This is a genomic window from Mesorhizobium sp. W067 (assembly GCF_054719525.1).
Window position 1 is genome coordinate 3,548,912 of the sequence record NZ_JBTTII010000001.1, and the last position, 17,224, is coordinate 3,566,135.

General features: G+C 61.4%; 17 protein-coding genes. 10 read left to right on the forward strand and 7 right to left on the reverse strand.

Annotated elements, in window-relative coordinates:
- Positions 1–90: 90 nt before the first annotated feature.
- The 3 genes from flhA to ACYG97_RS17300 are packed head-to-tail and all read left to right on the forward strand — an operon-like array spanning position 91 to position 3,312.
- Positions 91–2,178: a flagellar biosynthesis protein FlhA gene (gene flhA, locus ACYG97_RS17290; protein ID WP_023733454.1), complete on the forward strand. Its 2,088-nt coding sequence runs from the start codon at positions 91–93 to the stop codon at positions 2,176–2,178.
- A complete protein-coding gene (gene fliR, locus ACYG97_RS17295; protein WP_023733455.1) occupies positions 2,175–2,927 on the forward strand; it encodes a flagellar biosynthetic protein FliR in 753 nt (250 codons plus the stop codon). Before flhA ends, fliR begins: the two co-directional genes overlap by 4 nt.
- Before the next feature lies 1 nt (position 2,928).
- Positions 2,929–3,312, forward strand: coding sequence for a hypothetical protein (locus ACYG97_RS17300; RefSeq protein WP_023733456.1), 384 nt, complete (start codon positions 2,929–2,931; stop codon positions 3,310–3,312).
- Positions 3,313–3,453: 141 nt separating this feature from the next.
- Here the strand turns inward: ACYG97_RS17300 and ACYG97_RS17305 are convergent, their stop codons facing one another.
- Positions 3,454–4,218, reverse strand: a complete 765-nt coding sequence (locus tag ACYG97_RS17305; RefSeq protein WP_023686376.1) for a Stf0 family sulfotransferase — start codon at positions 4,216–4,218, stop codon at positions 3,454–3,456.
- A 231-nt stretch (positions 4,219–4,449) separates the two neighbouring features.
- Between ACYG97_RS17305 and ACYG97_RS17310 the strand changes: the two genes are divergently transcribed.
- Positions 4,450–5,409, forward strand: coding sequence for a glycosyltransferase family 2 protein (locus ACYG97_RS17310; protein ID WP_023733457.1), 960 nt, complete (start codon positions 4,450–4,452; stop codon positions 5,407–5,409).
- On the opposite strand, the gene ACYG97_RS17315 is transcribed toward ACYG97_RS17310, so the two are convergent.
- The 3 genes from ACYG97_RS17315 to ACYG97_RS17325 form a co-directional block, all read right to left on the reverse strand.
- Positions 5,339–6,016: a polysaccharide deacetylase family protein gene (locus ACYG97_RS17315; protein ID WP_023804733.1), complete on the reverse strand. Its 678-nt coding sequence runs from the start codon at positions 6,014–6,016 to the stop codon at positions 5,339–5,341. The genes ACYG97_RS17310 and ACYG97_RS17315 overlap by 71 nt on opposite strands.
- An 82-nt stretch (positions 6,017–6,098) precedes the next feature.
- Positions 6,099–7,202, reverse strand: coding sequence for a glycosyltransferase family 4 protein (locus ACYG97_RS17320; RefSeq protein WP_023733458.1), 1,104 nt, complete (start codon positions 7,200–7,202; stop codon positions 6,099–6,101).
- Positions 7,203–7,403: 201 nt separating this feature from the next.
- Entirely contained in the window at positions 7,404–8,735 is a 1,332-nt protein-coding gene (locus ACYG97_RS17325) for a glycosyltransferase (protein ID WP_156937175.1), read from the reverse strand.
- A gap of 237 nt (positions 8,736–8,972) precedes the next feature.
- Here ACYG97_RS17325 and ACYG97_RS17330 point away from each other — a divergent pair, with 237 nt between their 5' ends.
- Positions 8,973–10,058, forward strand: coding sequence for a glycosyltransferase (locus ACYG97_RS17330; RefSeq protein ID WP_023733460.1), 1,086 nt, complete (start codon positions 8,973–8,975; stop codon positions 10,056–10,058).
- Here the strand turns inward: ACYG97_RS17330 and ACYG97_RS17335 are convergent.
- A complete protein-coding gene (locus ACYG97_RS17335) occupies positions 10,000–11,250 on the reverse strand; it encodes a glycosyltransferase family 4 protein (RefSeq protein WP_156937176.1) in 1,251 nt (416 codons plus the stop codon). The genes ACYG97_RS17330 and ACYG97_RS17335 overlap by 59 nt on opposite strands.
- A gap of 282 nt (positions 11,251–11,532) precedes the next feature.
- On the opposite strand from ACYG97_RS17335, the gene ACYG97_RS17340 reads away from it, so the two are divergent.
- The 4 genes from ACYG97_RS17340 to ACYG97_RS17355 all read left to right on the forward strand — a co-directional run bounded on the left by ACYG97_RS17340 (position 11,533) and on the right by ACYG97_RS17355 (position 13,592).
- Entirely contained in the window at positions 11,533–12,105 is a 573-nt protein-coding gene (locus ACYG97_RS17340) for a rod-binding protein (protein WP_023671918.1), read from the forward strand.
- A gap of 13 nt (positions 12,106–12,118) precedes the next feature.
- The gene (locus tag ACYG97_RS17345) at positions 12,119–12,535 is read left to right on the forward strand and encodes a hypothetical protein (RefSeq protein ID WP_023671919.1); all 417 of its coding nucleotides are present in this window, start codon (positions 12,119–12,121) and stop codon (positions 12,533–12,535) included.
- Positions 12,536–12,563: 28 nt separating this feature from the next.
- Positions 12,564–13,112, forward strand: a complete 549-nt coding sequence (locus ACYG97_RS17350) for a hypothetical protein (protein WP_023733463.1) — start codon at positions 12,564–12,566, stop codon at positions 13,110–13,112.
- Between the two features lie 195 nt (positions 13,113–13,307).
- Complete coding sequence (locus tag ACYG97_RS17355) at positions 13,308–13,592, forward strand: SCP2 sterol-binding domain-containing protein (protein WP_023695725.1); 285 nt, start codon at positions 13,308–13,310, stop codon at positions 13,590–13,592.
- A 69-nt stretch (positions 13,593–13,661) separates the two neighbouring features.
- Here ACYG97_RS17355 and ACYG97_RS17360 read toward each other — a convergent pair whose 3' ends face one another.
- A complete protein-coding gene (locus ACYG97_RS17360) occupies positions 13,662–14,204 on the reverse strand; it encodes a GNAT family N-acetyltransferase (protein WP_023733464.1) in 543 nt (180 codons plus the stop codon).
- Positions 14,205–14,348: 144 nt separating this feature from the next.
- Positions 14,349–15,482 carry an ornithine/lysine decarboxylase gene (gene odc2 / locus ACYG97_RS17365; protein ID WP_023733465.1) on the reverse strand — a complete coding sequence of 378 codons (1,134 nt, stop codon included), beginning with the start codon at positions 15,480–15,482 and terminating at the stop codon, positions 14,349–14,351.
- A 541-nt stretch (positions 15,483–16,023) separates the two neighbouring features.
- Here odc2 and ACYG97_RS17370 point away from each other — a divergent pair.
- Entirely contained in the window at positions 16,024–17,223 is a 1,200-nt protein-coding gene (locus tag ACYG97_RS17370) for an amidase (RefSeq protein WP_023695723.1), read from the forward strand.
- Position 17,224: the final 1 nt, after the last annotated feature.

Genomic DNA, 17,224 nt, shown 5'->3' on the forward strand with positions numbered 1-17,224 from the left:
AAGTAACCAGTCCTCCCACCCTCGCGCAAGCTTGACCGGTTAGGCTCGAAGGGCTGTCGCGTGCTCGGCAGGCTTGTGATTGGGGACGACATGGCGGTCAGCGAAAGCTTAGCGATAGGAACAGTGGCCAAGAACGGCCGCGATGTCTTCTTCGCCATCGGCATCGTCATCATCCTGGCCGTGCTGTTCCTGCCGATCCCGGCCTTCCTCATCGACATCGGCCTCGCCTTCTCGATCGCACTGTCGGTGCTGATCCTGATGGTGGCGCTGTGGATCCAGCGGCCGCTCGATTTCTCGTCCTTCCCGACCGTGCTGCTGATCGCCACCATGCTACGGCTATCGCTCAACATCGCCACCACGCGCATGATCCTGTCGCACGGCAATGAGGGCACGCACGCCGCCGGCTATGTCATCGCCGGCTTCTCCAAACTTGTGATGGCCAGCGATTTCGTCATCGGCCTGATCGTCTTCATGATCCTGATTGTGGTCAACTTCATCGTCATCACCAAGGGCGCCACCCGTATTGCCGAAGTCGGCGCCCGCTTCACCCTCGACGCCATCCCCGGCAAGCAGATGTCGATCGACGCCGACCTGTCCGCCGGCATGATCGACGACAAGACAGCGCAACTGCGCCGCCGCGAGTTGGAAGAGGAATCCTCCTTCTTCGGCTCGATGGACGGTGCCTCGAAATTCGTGCGCGGCGATGCCATTGCCGGCCTCATCATCACCGCAATCAACATCGTCGGCGGCATCGCCATCGGCTACATCAGGCACGGCATGGGCATGGGCGAAGCCGCCGATGTCTTCATCAAACTGTCGGTCGGCGACGGCCTGGTCACCCAGATCCCGGCGCTGATCGTTTCGCTCGCCGCCGGCCTGCTTGTGTCCAAGGGCGGCACGCGCGGCTCGACCAACCAGGCGGTGTTCGGCCAGCTCGGCGCGCATCCGCGCGCGCTCTATGTCGCGGCCTCGCTGCTCGTCCTGCTCGGCCTGATGCCCGGCCTGCCGTTCTTCCCGTTCTTCACGCTAGCCGCCGGCATGGCCGGCCTTGGCTACGTCATCCCGATGCGCGCCAACCGAGAGGCTGCCGCCGCCGAAGCGATCAAGGATCTGGAGAAGGCGAACAAGGTCGAGGAAGAGAAGAACTCGGTCAAGGCTTCGCTGACCACCGCCGAGATCGAGCTTCTGATCGGCAAACAGCTGTCGACGCGGCTGCTGGTGTCGCATCAGGAACTGGTGTTCCGCATGGCCAAGATGCGCAAGAAATTTGCCACGCAATATGGCTTCGTCGTGCCGGAAGTGCGCGTCGCCGACGATTTCGGCATCCCGCCGAAAAGCTATCAGATCAAGGTCCACGGCACCGTCGTCGCCGAATACCAGATGCGCGTCGGCGAGATCATGGTGCTGCTCGGCAACCGGGATTTGCCCGACGTTCCCGGCGAGGAAATCCGCGAGCCGGCCTTCGGCATGCGCGCCTTCTCCGTGCTCGAAACCTTCGCCGAGGATCTGAAGCGCGAGAACTATACCTTTGCCGACAACATGTCGGTGCTGCTCACCCATTTGTCCGAGGTGATCCGCAACAACCTGCCGCAGCTTCTGTCCTACAAGGACATGAAGGCGCTGCTCGAGCGCCAGGATCCGGAATACCGCAAGCTCGCCGACGAGATCTGCACCTCGCACATCTCCTATCCCGGCCTGCAGGCGGTGCTGAAATTGCTGCTGGCCGAACGCGTATCGATCCGCAACCTGCATTTGATCATCGAGGCTATCGCCGAGATCGCGCCGCATGTGCGCCGCACCGAGCAGATCGTCGAGCATGTCCGCATCCGCATGGCCCAGCAGATCTGCGGCGATCTCTCCGAGGGCGGCATGCTCAAGGTGCTGCGCCTCGGCAACCGCTGGGACCTCGCCTTCCACCAGAGCCTCAAGCGCGACGCCAAGGGCGAGGTGCGCGAATTCGACATCGACCCGCGCCAGCTGGAGGAATTCGGCCAGGACGCGACCAAGGCGATCCGCAAGCATCTCGAGGCCGGCGAGCGTTTTGTCCTCGTCACCGCGCCCGATGCTCGCCCCTATGTGCGCATGATCATCGAGCGCCTGTTCACGACGCTTCCCGTTCTCTCCCATGTCGAAATCGCCAAGGGCGTCGAGATCAAGGTGCTCGGGACGATCTCGTGAACATACTGTCGCAAGGCGTCGTCATCGCCGCCTTCCTCGCCTTCTGTCGCATCGGCGCCTGCTTCATGCTGATGCCGGGCCTGTCCAGCGCCCGCGTGCCGGTCCAGGTCCGGCTGTTCGTGTCGATCGCCGCCACCGGTGGCCTGCTCGCCTTCCTGTGGGACAAGATCTTTCCCTTCGTCGATGCGCGTCCGCAGGTGCTGGCGCCGATGATCATCTCCGAACTTTTGGTCGGCGGGCTGATCGGCGCGATGACGAGGCTCTACATGGAGGCGCTGCGCTTCATGGGTTCGGCCATCGCCATGCTGATCGGCTATGGCGGCACCGGCGGCCCCGCCATCGAGGAGCCAGAGCCGCAGGCGGCCCTCGCCGCCATCATCTCGTTTTCAGCGTTGCTGCTGCTCTTCGTCTTCGATTTCGACCACGAGATCATCCGCGCTCTGGTCGCCTCCTACACGGTGGCGCCGGTCAACGTCTTCTTCAATCCGCAGGCCGCCCTGGTCGATCTCACCGACACGGTGTCGGACGCCTTCTTCCTGGTCATCCGGCTCGGCAGCCCGTTCATCGCCTATGCCATCCTGGTCAATTTGACGATCGGCTTCGTCAACAAGCTGACGCCGCAGATTCCGGTCTACTTCATCTCACTGCCTTTCGTCATCGCCGGCGGCATCATCATCTTCTACTTCGCCATCGGCACCATGCTGTCGCTGTTCGTCGACGGCTTTGTCGATCTGACGCTGGCGAGGTGAGATGAGCACGCGCAAGGAACGGCTGAAGAAACTGGTCAAGGTGCAGGAGCAGCTGAAGGCCCTGCACGAGACGCGCCATGCGGCCTTCCTGGCGGCAGCGGCAACCGCCGAAACCGAGGCCAGGGAACTTGTCCAGCATTTCGACGCCGACCAGTCGATGGCGGTGCTGTTCCCTGACCTCTACCATCGCCGCATCGCCAATGCGCTGGTCCGGCAGGAAGCGAGCCTGGAAAGCGCCAGGCAGGAGAGCACGCTCATCGCCACTGCGACGGCGCGCACCAACATGGTCGAACGTGCCTACAAGGACGTGCGAAGCCGCGACGAACGCGAACGCTCCGACCGCGACCGGCTCGATCTGATCGCGCAGAGGCGAGGCGGCGAGTAGCTGCGGTTCCAGTAAATGCAAGCATTTCCGGCGGCCTGTCGACAGGCTGGCTTGCGCGCATTGGACGTTCCGCGGTTTGCCGCGATCTTAAACGCGTCAGCTTCGAGCGAGATGACCTCTGCATCTGCGCAGCCCGATATCCTACGAATAGGCTTTGGTTAGTGGCCGCTTTTTGAAGAACCGCCGAAGATTGGACAACGTCCTTACAGCTGGTCTCTCCTCAAGCAGCAGATCAATAATCCCGTTGGCTGCGGCGTCCGATCGAAAACGCTCTGCCCATTCTTCTGTCAGGCCATCGCGCTGGATCTGAATCGAAGAAGCCGGTCTCTCGGCTGGAGCTCCAACACCCATATGCTCAGCGACCGCTTCCAAAAAAGGTGTCGGATCCTCAAACATCTCCTCATAGACGACATGCTTGTGGGGCAGCCCAAGCATGTCGAGATATTTCGACCAGAACGAGTACCCATCTTCAAGAGAAATGCAGGCTCGGGAGATCTCCGCGAAATCGTAGGCGGCTTTCGCTCCCGTTCCCCTTGCTCTGTTGGTCCATTGCCTGGAAACACTGGCGCGATAGTACGAAATGGCCTGCCGGAGCCGGTCTCGCCGTTCAAGAAAAATCAACCCGATTTCGTGCTTCTTCAGCGTTTCAAACAGAAAGTCTTTCTCAAACTTTTCTCGCGTTTCACGCAGATGGCCAGGGAACAGCTTGATGGCGAAACGCCCGTTTTCTGACAATCCGGCCTTGAGGACGGCGCTTTCCAGCTCGTCATAAGAGCGGGCCACGAATTTGAGATGGTCTGGATCCAGCCATTCCCCGAAACACCCCATGGAACCTGTGGCATTCGCCAGGCTTCCAAGCCATTCGGAGCCGCTTCTCGGTACGGTTAAAAGCGCAACGCCCTTCAAGAGTATCCCCTCCAACAGCAATGGGTTTATAACGGCGCTCCTCGCAGAACAAATCTCAATTTGCCGTTAGGCAAAGCCGAACGCCCGAAAAACAGTCGCCCGCCGGCGAGCAAAGCGAACCGGCGCGCTCCTGTTCACCGGAAAGTTGCCGCAAGAAGGCGCCCGCGCCAAACTGCGGCTTGACCCGAACCTGCAAATCGCAACTGCTGATGTCGGGTGGGGGGCATACGGATGAAAGACATTTCAGTGATCATCCCTGCACACAATGCAGGGCGTTCGATCGCTTCGACGATCCGGTCGCTGGCTTCGGAAGCCGACCTCATCGAGGAAATCCTGATCGTCGACGACGGATCGACGGACGGCACCGCTGAAATCGCCGAGCAGACCGGCCGGCAAAGCGGGCTTCCGGTGTTGGTCAAACGGGTGGCCCGATTTCAGGCGGGCGCCGCCCGCAATGTCGGCATAAAGATGGCCGTCTCGCCATGGCTCTACTTCATCGACGCCGACGACATCCATATGAAGGATGGGCTGCGCAACTTGCTGCGCAAGGGGACCGAGCATGGGAGCACCGGAATAGTGGTCGGCTCCTATATCAGGCGCACAGATGGCGTTGACCGGCTCATCGACGCGCCAGCCGGATATGGTCTATCAAAGCTCGAAAACGCAGGCAATTATCTCATCGACAAATGTGAGACGATCAATGTCGGCGCTGCCCTGATCAGAAGCCTGGCGATCGGCACAGTCCGCTTTCCCGAAGGCGTCGCCTACGAGGAGGACACACTGTTCTGGGCAAGGCTGTTGACCCAGGCCGGCGTCGACAAGATGCCCGACCCGGTGCTGACCTACCAGATATCGACAGAGCGGGCCGACAATCGGCTTTTGGTCAAGCCCGCTACGCAGTTTTTCATTTGGCGCAAGGCATTGCGCGAGCTTGGCACTGTTCGGATCGACGAGGATACATTGCGCAGGCGGGAAGCTCTTCTGGCCATCAAGATTGCCCGCGTCCATTACCTCCACGGCAGTTTCCGCACAGCCGAACGATTTCTCATGATCGCCAGGCCTTTGCCGAAGACCGCAAGGACGCAATGGCGGTTCTGGCGGTATCGGCTCAAGCTATGGCTCAATCGGTCGACGAGAACGCCTGAAGGGCCAGGTGGGTCGCACAAAGAGTCGCTGGATCTTCGAACGTAATCGGGCCGGCTTTCTTCAGGAGCGTGATGAACAGGTCGAAATTCTCGGCGGTTGTGGGCAGGCTATCGTGGGTGAGGATAACGCAATCCCGCTTCGCTCGAACTTCGCGAAGCGCGCTCCTGATCCACCCCTTCGGCTGGCGGTGAGGATCCCAATCGTTTGGATCCACATCCCACAGAAGGGTGCGATGCCCGAGTTCATCCGCAATCTCTGAAACGACCCGGCTCAAAGCCCCGAAAGGCGGACGAAAAATCTTCCCTCCCGGCGTGAATGCGGAAATCAGACTACCGGTGCTCTCGATCTCCTGGCGAACTTCCGCTGGTTTAAGCTCGGTCAGACGGCGATGCGAAAACGTATGGTTTCCGATCCGGTGTCCCGCATCGAAGACGCGCTGGACGATGGCCGGATGAGCGGCCACCTTTTCTCCAATCACGAAGAACGTAGCCTTGATCCGATGAAGGTCGAGCACCTTCAAAATCTGCTCGGTATGACCGGGCTCCGGACCATCGTCGAGCGTAAGCCAGACGCGCTTCGGCAATTTCCCGGCGTCACGCTTCCGGGCGTCAAACGGTGATGAGAAGCGTGGGATTTTCATCTTGCCGGCCATGCACCCCGAAATAGTCAGGCTTCTGTTCCAATGCCCAGCCCCCCTGAAAGCAACAGCCTCGGCTCGGCACATGTGGCCGTGTCTACCAAAGCTCTCCGACAAACAGGCGCGCCGCTTCCTCGTGCCCATGGGATAAGGAAGGATCGCCGCCGAAAGCTTTGGCATGTGACGACCATGCTGCTTGCTGGCCCGGTGCTCGTGCCATGGCGATGGCTTCGACGAGCGCCCGAAAAGAGTACGCGCCGGCGATGACGACGCCGGCATCGGCCTTTTCGACCAAGGGAGCAAACCCGCACGTATGGGTGGTGATCACCGGAAGTGCATTGGCAAGGGCTTCGACGATGACCGTTCCCGTGGTTTCGATTCGGGCAGGATGAATGAGAAGATCCGCCGCAGCCATAACAGCCGGTATGTCGTCTCGGATTCCAATGATCTTTGTTCGGCCCCGGGCGTGTATTGTCACCTTCTGGATCAGGCGGCTGCCCATGCCGCTGACAGGCACGACGCCCACCACCACCCAGACCGAGTCGGGAAATGCCTCCAGCGCGGCCGCCACCCTGTCGAAGCCCTTTACCCAAGCCGAGGAGCCGATCGACAGCCATACCTTGCTGTTTGGCGCAATGCCCAATTCAGCCCGGATGCGTTCGCGCGTTCCGTCGGTGCGTAGATGCGGCATGCGCCTCGCCGGATCGAGATTGGGCGAAATGCGTCGAAACCGACTCTCCGGCGTTTTCCAGACGCTCTGATACTCATTTTGCTGGCGCTCGGTCAGCATGATGAGGCTGGTGCGCGAACTTGGCGAAAAGCAAAGCTGCTCCAGCCGCATCTGGGTTCGGTGGCGTGGTGAAAAAGGGCGCCACGCGCCTGTCTTGATCTTCGCGTAAGAGCGATCGCCGGAATAATAGATGTCGAGCATCGGAAGCTTGTTGAAACCGATGATCCGGTCAAACCCCTGGCGATGCGCCTTCAGCGCGGCGCCAAGCGCGATATCCCTTCCGGTATTGGTGCGATTGTTGGCTTCTACAATCTGGATCGAACAGCCGGGGTCTGCGATCGACCCGCGTATTTCCGTGGTCAGGATCGTAACCTCATGCCCCGCCGCCACGATATTCCTGGCGATAGAGAGGCAATCCCTTTGCAGCCCGCCGAAAGTCGACAGGTTGCTGATCGCTATCCCGAAGCGCATTCACCAGCCCTCGGAACGGAAGTAATCCCGGCAAAACACTATATTTGGCCCCCACAGTCGAAACGCTTTGAAAACAAGGAATGCGACAAAAACAAGAATGTAGCGTTCACGCTTTGGTGAAAAAACCTCGGAGTTTCGAGGCTTGTGAGGGGCTCCGGTATGCAATGGTCGATCGCGACCAACTGCGGGAAACACGTTGGCTTATAGGTACGCTATCGGCGTGTTCACTGTTGCATCGACGTCCAGTTCGGATTTCGATGTCTGCGCAGTGTCCGGATCGACCATCGACCTTGCCAACGCTGCCAGATTGGATCGCACCTGTTCCGCGCCGTAAAGTTGGCGTGCCCGTTCCTCCGCTGCAGCGCCGATGCTGGCCGACCTTTCATCGCTGCTCATCAACTCGACCATCGCTTCGGCAAAGGCCCCTTCCTCATTGGCAAGGACCACTTCCTTGCCATCGATGAAACCGAGCCCTTCCGCTCCGATGGAAGTTGAAACGACCGGTCGGCCGTACAGCGCAGCCTCAATGATCTTGATCCGCGTGCCGCCGCCACGCTTGACCGGACAGACAACAACCCTTGCCCTCGCATAGGCAGATGAAAGATCCGTAACGAATCCTAGCGTCTCTACCCCTGCGCCGGCGTCAAGTTCGCGGCCGCCATCACCGGCGATGAGGAGCCGCGCTCGCGGCAGCCGTGCCCGGACCAGCGGAAAAATCTTTCCAACAAGCCAGAGGATAGCCTCGGCATTCGGTGGATACCGGGTGTAGCCGACAAAAAGAGCCGTTGGCTCGGAAGGCATCGGGGAACGGCCGGTCATCACGGCAGCATTGGGTGCGACTTCGAGGCGGGCGCCCGGCGAAAGCTCTTCGACGATTTTGCGATCATGCTCGGAACACACGAGGCCCACCGTCGCAAACCCCGCGACGAGTCTTTCTGTCCGGCGTGCGACCGCGGACACCAGGCTCAGTTTAAGGCGTTTCGCGGGAGAGCGCTCCATCTGGCGAGACCTGCCAAGGGCGACATGTTCGAGGTCATCGAAGTCGACCAGCACCGGAGGCAAATCCATCACCGTGCGGATCAGAGCCGCTGTCGACGCCAATCGATGCGCCAGGATGAGGTCAGGCTTCAACTCGCTGATCGCCTGCTCAAGCCGGGAAACTTCCGCCATACGGCTGGACCGCATCGTGACCCGGCCCTCCGTGAAACTGACTGCGCCGCGCGTCGCGGCGATCACGTCGCGGATGCCAAGATCGCGCGGCCAGCGCCGGAACCGAGACGGCAGAGCGGGCGGTGAAATCAGTATGATCCGCCCGGCAACAGACCATGACCGCCGAAAATCCTCGACGGATTGACGTTGCCGGTCTTCGTTTTCGGACCAGTGCAACGGCCACATGAAAACGAAATCGACGGAACCGATACTACCCAGCGCGTCGGCGTGACGCCGGAGCCTCTGGAAGACGCCATGGACCATCTGGTCAGGCAGGTGGGGAAAATACTCCGACACGATCAGGGTTTTAATTGATTGCGTCACTTCGAATTTGCCCGGTTGCGGAACTGAGGTTTACGGGCTCTTTGCCGAGTAAAGGCGACGCTTGTCCCTGCCGTCCAGCCACCCTGTGAAGCGCCACCATGAAAGGCGATTGTCTCGTAAAGATGGCGCTGGGAGCGGTCCCCCGTTTCCGCCGCCGTTGCAACGTGGTTTCGCAGCAAGGGGAAGAAGCTCTGCGGTCCGTAGGCAGGCGCTGCGGCTTGCAAAGCGGCGCGAGGAGTGACAAGCCTGCCGGTGAACCTGCTGTCCAGGGCCTGCAAGGCGCAACAGCTGCGCGTCGTGGCACCGGCTTTCAACGCAAGAGCCCTTATGTCAGAGCGAGCCTGCACGGTCATCATTCCAACCTACAATCGCCTGCCTTATCTGCTGAAGGCGGTCGCCTCGGTTACGGCTCAGACGTTCGGCGACTGGGAGTTGCTCATTGTCGACGACGGAAGCACGGACGACACCTTGGCCGCTATCACTGCGCTCTCTCTGGCCGAGCCACGTCTGCGCATTCTGCGAAACCCCGGCACGAGCGGACCGGCCGGCGCGCGCAACGCCGCGATTCGCGAGGCGCGCGGACGGTATATCGCGTTTCTGGACAGCGATGATCGGTGGGACGACGACAAGCTGGCGCAATTCATTGCGGCGGCCAACACCCGGCCCGACGCGATCCTGATTGGCAGCGACTATCGCATGGTCGACGAGCTTGCCGACACGTCCATGACCGCCTGCGACATGATCTTCGGTACCATGATGCCGTGGTGGGAAACCTATGATCGGACCGCATCTCTTCTGCCATGCCGGGAACTCAAGGCGGACCGTTCCCTGCTGGCCCGCTCTGATGTCGTGCTGACCACGACCATCGCCGGATACCTTTGGATTCACACCTCCTCGACGATGGTTCGGCGCGACGCGATACTGGCGGCGGGAGGGTTCGATGAAAGCCTCGCCCGCACCGAGGACATCGACCTTTGGCTGCGGCTCAACACGCGCGGACCCTTCGTCTATATCGACCGGCAATTGGCGACCTATGACGTCACTGGGCGCGATACGGCAGAAGGCGAACGCTACCAGACGCATTCAGAATCACGACATCACGACGAATACACGGAGTGGAAGCACCATCTCGCGCTCATGCTGCGCATTCGAAAACAATACCGGCTTTCTCCAGCGCTTAACGTTCTGATGGAAGACCGGCTCGACTATTTTGACAAAAATTGTGCCAGGGCCGCCTGGCGGACAGGCCGGAAAACCCTCTGGCTCAAGCACTGGATTTCGAGCCTGCGGCGGACGATCGGGCTTGTGCGTTCCGATAGGTGAGAACGCGCGGAAATGGCTGCGGCAGGCCTGAGCCATCGAGCGGGATGTCAAGTGCCCTAAGGACCGCCGGCAAGCGTGCGCTGCGTGAGAAGCTGGTCGCCACGGTCTGCGCGGCAGCCTGACCAAGACGGCTCACCGTCGCTGCTTCGGCGTCCAGAAATTCCTTCAGCTTTTCGCCCAACAAGCTCGCCGTCGATATGTCGGACACAAAGCCGTTACTGCCGTCCTTGATCAGCTCCAGCGCGCTCGCCATGGGATGGGCGACACAGGGTAGGCCTGTGGCCATCGCCTCCAGCAGGCTGAGGGAAAAACCCTCGACTGAGCTGGCCAGGACGAAGAGGTCAAGCGCATGGTAGATCGCACGCGGATCGTTTTGCCAGCCGAGCAATTTGATCCGGTCAGCAGCTCCGGACGAGCGCACTTTTTTTTCCACTTCGGAGCGAAACCAGCCATCCCCGGCGAGGATTAGAGCGACGTTGGCGGCGGGCCGACTCGCGCGAAGAGCCGAGAAAGCATCAATCAGCACGTCGATATTTTTTTCCGGCCCGAACCGGCCGACATAGCCGATCGTCCGCACATCGTTTGACAGTCCAAGCCGTTCGCGCGCTTGGCGCCTTTCATTGGCAGTCGGAGGTGCGAAGTTGGGGTCTACCCAATTGGCACAGACACGGACCTTATGGGGAGCCATGTCAAACTCTTTCGTCGCGATCTCTGACAATTCGCTCGACACGCCGATGGCGCGTTGGACGCAGGCGTTCATGACCGCGCCATATCTGCGCTTCGAAAACATGGATCGCCACGCGGCCTCGCGCGGCCTGTGTTCGATGGTGTAAATTCGCCGGCCCGCGGCCTTGGCCATGAGCAACTCGACGACAGGCGTTTCCGCGAAAGCACCACGGCAGAAAATGATATCGTGGCCGGGATGCCTGACCAGCACAGACCCCCAAAGCATGTATCTTGAGATGGGGAACCGTCTCGGTTTGACGATGAGCCTTTGATAAGAAAGGCCCTCGACAAGTTCTACATCGATTGTCTCAGGGGGAAGGAGCTCGGAAAAATAGTCGGTGTTGACGGAAATGATCTTGACGGGAAACCCAAGCGAAGCGGCGGTGTGGGCTACGTCGGCGGTATGGATATGAAGACCGCCAGGATCCCCGCTCCCCCCGACAAACAAGAGGCGTCTTCTTTTCACTTTGGGATCTCACTGAATCCGCCACTCTGGCGGTGATAAACCGCACAACGGGTGCGATAAAGGATTGGGCCGGGATTACAAGTGGGATAGCCGCCTCGTCGAACAGGCTTCGGTAAGCAGGCCTTCACCGTCCGGGGTCATTGAAGACCACCCGTGTGGACGGCCGCTATTGGCGCGTAGCAGACGAGCTGACAGCATTCCGCCTCCCCTCTCCCTCGCAAGCCTGCCACAAGCTTGTTGCGGCATGGTCGCTCAGGAAACCCGGCAAAGAGGCGGACTTTCTTGGCGATTTCTCCACCCAGCGACATCGTTCTCGATGTTGCCCGAGCCGTCGACCCGGCGGATATCGAGGCTGCCCGTGCCGCGCTGGCCAAGCGGGCCAACGGCGTTGGCGGTAATTTTTCTGTCGACATGGCTGCTTCGGTCGATGCCGGCTCGATCCTGTCGCGCGCCACCGCCGACAAGGCCGCCGCAAATGCCGATCCCGCCAGCAAGTTCAAGAAGTTCGAGGCGATGGTCTTGCAGACCTTCATCCAGAACATGCTGCCCAAGGACACAGAGGGCGTCTACGGCAAGGGGCTGGCCGGCGACATGTGGAAATCGCAGCTTGCCGAGCGTGTCGCCGACGTCATGGCCGAGCGCGGAGGGATCGGCATCGCCAAATCGCTGCTCGCCGACCACTACAAGGACGGCAAGCGCACCGTGCCGATCGGCCCGGTGTCAACCGGGCCGCACAAGACCGAGATCGACCAGCAGACCCGGCTGTCCACCTCGCTGGTCGAGGAATTGCAGCGCAAGGCCGCACGGTCGATGACCGGCGACGAGACGACCATCAAAACCGAAATCAAGATCTAGACCAGGATTTTCAATGGCCGATTTTTCAAAATACTCTTCCAACCTGCCGGCGCGTACGTCCGAAGCGCCGATCCCGTTTGCACGGCCGGGCAACCTTGCCGCCATCATCGGCCGCATCGAGGAAGCGGTCGAGGAAGAGACGGCCGGTTTGAAGAACGACACCAGCTATGACCTCAAGGCCTCCAACGCCCGCAAGAGCCGCTACCTCTATGAGCTGACCCGCGCCATGAAGGGCGCCAACGAGATCGAATTCCTGGAACAGCATCGCGACAGTCTGGCGCGGCTGCGCCAGAAGCTCGCGAAAAACGAGGCTGCAATCCTCGCCCACCTCAACGCGGTCAACGAAGTCGCCACGCTGTTGAAGAACGCCATTCAGCGCGCCGAAGCCGACGGCACATACTCGGCCGGCGAATTCGGTTGGGCGAGCTGATGATCTCGGCAACAGGCGGGAACAACCGGTGATCAAATTCATCGCCGCCGCGATCTGGATCTGCGCCGCCACGCTTGGCGCGGTGTTCTATTCGTTCCAGGCGGCCGGTGAGCGCGGCGTCGGCGAGACGCCGAAACCGATGCTGGGTGGCCTCGACTACGTCAAGACCGACATCATCTCGGTGCCGCTGATCCGCGATTCCAAGATCGACGGCTATTTCCTCACCAAGCTCGTCTACACGGTCGAGCCGGCCGAGATAAAGAAGATGTCGATCCCGGCCGAAGCGCTGATGACCGATCAGGTCTATTCCTATCTCTACTCCAATCCTCAGATCGACTTCACCAAGAAGGAAGCCATCGATCTCGATGCCTTCCGCAAGGCCATACGCGACACCGTCAACGCTCGCGTCGGCGCCGACCTGGTGCATGAAGTGCTGATCGACCAGGTCAACTTCCTGACCAAGGACGAAATCCGCGACAACGCCATGCGCCGCCGCAAGGATCCGGCCACGCCGACCGAACCGGCCCCGGCGGAATCGGCCCAGGCCGAGGCGGCGAAGCCCGCTGCTGAACACTAACCTTCGTCGCAGGGTGAATGTTCTCTGCCGCATTCCTTCCGACTGAAACGAGATGACGCATCGCGCGTTGACGTTTACGTCAACTCGAAGCTATATGCGCCAAGCGACCAGGATCGCGGTACGCGCGAGACAGCGACTTCGGCGGAGGCCGGTCACTGAAGCGCGGCAAAACGCAACGAGACCAGGAGAACAGTCATGAGCGTTCAGGACATTGCCGAGAAGATGAGGTCGCGCGTGGCGAGCGCCGGGTTCGAACATTCCGTGAAGTTCGATACCGGCAGCAACGGCGTCATCGTCATCGACGGCGCAACCGTCTCAAACACCGATGCGCCGACCGACTGCACCATCAAGCTGTCGCTCGACGATCTGGATTCGCTGATCGCCGGCGACCTCAATCCGACCATGGCGTTCATGTCCGGCAAGATAAAGGTCGAAGGCGATATGTCGGTCGCCATGGCGCTCAGCCAGCTGATCGGCTGAGCCCTTCGCAAAAACAAAACGCCGCCCTCGCTGAAATGCAAAGGACCGGCGGCGTTTGTTTTTGACCAATCAGGCGGCCAGCGAGAGCCTCTGTGTCTTGAGCTTGCGACCTGCAGCCTTCAGCGTGCCATGCGCGCCGTCGAGCGCACCATCGATCAGTTCCAGCGCGAGCAGGCGGTGCCGCTCGTACGGACCAGGCATGGCTAGCGCGCCGGTCTTCTCCGCCGAAAAGCCGAAGCGACCGTAATAAGGCGCATCGCCGACCAGCAGCACCGCGGCATGGCCGAGACGCGCGGCCTCGGCCAAAGCATGGCGCATCAGCGCCGAGCCGATGCCGGCGTTCTTCAGCGCCGGATCGACGGCGAGCGGTCCGAGCAGAAGTGCTCCCGGGCCGCCCTCGCCCAGACGTACGTCCCACAGCCGCACCGTGCCGGCAACCGCGCCGGCGGCATCCCGCACGACAAAAGCGAGACCTTCGGAAGGCCGGCGGCCACGCCGCAGCTTCTCCGACGATTTCTTGCGCCGCATCGGCCCCATGGCGCGATCGAGCAACGCTTCACGCGATGCAATGTCTGCCGCAGTTTCGGCGACGATGGGAATGGCGCCGGCCATCTCCCGCTCAAGGGGGGAGAATCCAATGCCGTCAATGTAATTTACAATGTCCATTTCCGCGATCCTTCACGAGCGGAGCTTGTTCCACAGGCGAACCCGGGCGGACGCAAACGTCCGCCTGGGGTGATCTGAAGGCCGAAGCCGTCAGATCACGTAGGATCGGAGAGGCTCGAAGCCGTTGAAGGCGACCGCCGAGTAGGTGGTCGTGTAGGCGCCGGTGCCTTCGATCAGCACATCGTCGCCGATGGTCAGCGACAGAGGCAGCGGATACGGCGTCTTCTCGTACATCACGTCGGCCGAATCGCAGGTCGGGCCGGCGAGCACGCAAGGTGCGGTCTCCGAACCGTCATGGCGGGTGACGATCGGATAGCGGATCGCCTCGTCCATCGTCTCGGCCAGACCGCCGAACTTGCCGATGTCGAGGAACACCCAGCGCACATTGTCGTTTTCGGCCTTCTTCGAGATCAGCACGACTTCCGACTTGATGACGCCGGCATTGCCGACCATGCCGCGGCCCGGCTCGATGATGGTCTCAGGGATCGCATTGCCGAAATGCTTGCGCAGCGCCGAGAAGATGGCCTGGCCATAGGCCTGGGCCGCCGGCACGTCACGCAGATAGCGCGTCGGGAAACCGCCGCCCATATTGACCATCTTGAGGACGATGCCTTCGTCGGCGAGCGTGGCGAACACCTTCTTGGCGTCGGCCAGCGCACGGTCCCACGCCGTCAGGTCGGTCTGCTGCGAGCCGACATGGAACGACACGCCATAGGCGTCGAGGCCGAGCGTCCTGGCATGGCGCAGCACGTCGACGGCCATCGCCGGCACGCAGCCGAACTTGCGCGACAGCGGCCACTCGGCGCCTTCGCCGTCGGTCAAAACGCGGCAGAACACGCGCGCGCCGGGAGCGACGCGGGCGATCTTGTCGACCTCCTCGACGCAGTCGACGGCAAACAGCCGAATGCCGAGCTGGTAGGCGCGTGCAATGTAACGCTCCTTCTTGATGGTGTTGCCGAAGGAGATGCGGTCCGCCGGCGCACCGGCGTCCATCGCCATCTCGACCTCGGCAACGGAAGCGGTGTCGAAGGACGAGCCCATCGCAGCAAGCAGGCGCAGGATCTCCGGCGCAGGGTTTGCTTTCACCGCATAGTAGATTCTGGAATCGGGCAGCGCCTTCTCGAAGGCACGGAAATTGTCGCGCACGACATCGAGGTCGACGACGAGGCAGGGGCCGGACGGACGTCGGGTGGCGAGGAAGTCGAGGATGCGCTGGGTGGCCATCGGGGTCTCTCCATTAACGCCTTGCGGCGCGCAATAAGGCTGCGGGACGCGGGCTTTCGGCCTCGCGAACACGCGGTCAAACAAAGGCGGGACGGAAATCCATGGAACCAGCCGGTGGAGACCCCGGAACCATGAAACGCCATCTCGCGGCGGTGAACCTTGGCCTTGCCCGGCCTCGGTTCGCTTTGTCTGCCTTGGCTTGGATGGGAGACCCGTCCGCACTGCCGGCAATGAAGGTGTGCCTCTTCAGTAACCCCGGTCTTTGGACGACCGGCAGAACACCAGAAAGGCCCGCACCGTCGTTGCTTCAAGGTGTCCTCGGGCTGGCGGTTGGCCGCTAGACCGACTGGAGGGGTTAGCTCCAGTTACCTTACCGATTTCCCTCACCATTCGAGGATCGGCGGACACCCACAGGCACGTGCGACTTTGGGCAAGCGCGATATAAGATCGAAAGATTTCACAATCAATAAAAATCGTATCCCAGGTTGTAAAATTTCCGGCATCGAACAATGCTGGGCCTACTGTATACGGATATCGAACGATGCCAGGCACGCACGGCCCGCTCAACGCCTTTCTTGACCTGCGCCGCATGCCGGTCGCCAATGCGGAACTGGGGCCGCTGGCCGGGCTCAGGCTGGCGGTAAAGGACATTTACGACGTCGCCGGCTACCGCACCGGTTGCGGCAATCTGGTGAAGTTCGACGAGGCGCATGCCGCGTCCAGCACGGCACCGGCCGTGCAGATGATTCTCGACGCCGGCGCGCGCTTCATCGGCAAGACGCAGACCGACGAGTTCGCTTTCTCGCTGATGGGCCAGAACGCGCATTTTCCGTTTCCGGTGAACCCGGCCGCTCCCGATCGCGTCACCGGCGGTTCCTCGTCAGGCTCGGCGGCGGCGGTGGCCGGCAAGCTTGCCGATATCGCTACCGGGTCGGACACCGGCGGCTCGATCCGCGCCCCGGCGAGCTTTTGCGGATTGATCGGGCTGCGCACCACGCATGGCCGCATTTCGCTCGAAGGCACGATGAAGCTGGCGCCGAGCTTCGACACATTCGGCTGGTTCGCCGACGACATCGAGACCTATGAGACGATCGGCAAATTGCTGCTCGGCCGCGACCCGCATCCATATCCGCTCACCCGGCCGCTTTCGATCCGCTGGCTGGACGCTTTCGTGGCCGGCCCCGCCGAGGCAGCCGAATATGCCAGGATGAGAGCGCTGGCCGCCAGTCTTATCGGTGAGCCGGCGCCGGAAGAGTACAGCTTCGCCTCCTTCCCCGACGAGCTCTACTGGTGCTTTCGCCGCCTCCAGGCCGCCGAGGCCTGGCAGCAGCATGGCGCCTGGATCATTTCTGGCGAGCGCGATCTCGGGCCGGGCGTCGAGGAGCGCTTTGGTTTTGGCCGCACGATCGACGAAAAGACCGCGCGGGCCGAGGCGGTGCGCCGCCTGACGTTCCGCTCCGAGCTAGCCGCGCTGCTCGGCCAGGACGGGTTTCTTGTCCTGCCCACCGTTCCAGGCCCCGCACCTCTGGTCAAAAGCGAGCCGCAGCAGCTCCAGGCCTACCGCGAAAGGGCCTTGCATCTTTTGTGCCTTTCGGGTCTGTCAGGCTTTCCGCAAATCACCCTGCCGCTGGGCTCGGTTGACGGTGCCCCTTTCGGCCTCTCGCTGCTCGGCCCTCCCGGCAGCGACATTGCCCTGATACGGCTCGGCCGGCGAATTCTCGATGCGGCACGAAAGGCCTGAT

Bases quoted from the DNA above. Each gene is read 5' to 3' on its own strand.
- flhA (WP_023733454.1), top strand. From the start codon at position 91: ATGGCGGTCAGCGAAAGCTTAGCGATAGGAACAGTGGCCAAGAACGGC.
- ACYG97_RS17300 (WP_023733456.1), top strand. From the start codon at position 2,929: ATGAGCACGCGCAAGGAACGGCTGAAGAAACTGGTCAAGGTGCAGGAG.
- ACYG97_RS17310 (WP_023733457.1), top strand. From the start codon at position 4,450: ATGAAAGACATTTCAGTGATCATCCCTGCACACAATGCAGGGCGTTCG.
- ACYG97_RS17315 (WP_023804733.1), bottom strand. From the start codon at position 6,016: ATGGCCGGCAAGATGAAAATCCCACGCTTCTCATCACCGTTTGACGCC.
- ACYG97_RS17320 (WP_023733458.1), bottom strand. From the start codon at position 7,202: ATGCGCTTCGGGATAGCGATCAGCAACCTGTCGACTTTCGGCGGGCTG.
- ACYG97_RS17345 (WP_023671919.1), top strand. From the start codon at position 12,119: ATGGCCGATTTTTCAAAATACTCTTCCAACCTGCCGGCGCGTACGTCC.
- ACYG97_RS17355 (WP_023695725.1), top strand. From the start codon at position 13,308: ATGAGCGTTCAGGACATTGCCGAGAAGATGAGGTCGCGCGTGGCGAGC.
- ACYG97_RS17360 (WP_023733464.1), bottom strand. From the start codon at position 14,204: ATGGCCGGCGCCATTCCCATCGTCGCCGAAACTGCGGCAGACATTGCA.
- odc2 (WP_023733465.1), bottom strand. From the start codon at position 15,482: ATGGCCACCCAGCGCATCCTCGACTTCCTCGCCACCCGACGTCCGTCC.
- ACYG97_RS17370 (WP_023695723.1), top strand. From the start codon at position 16,024: ATGCCAGGCACGCACGGCCCGCTCAACGCCTTTCTTGACCTGCGCCGC.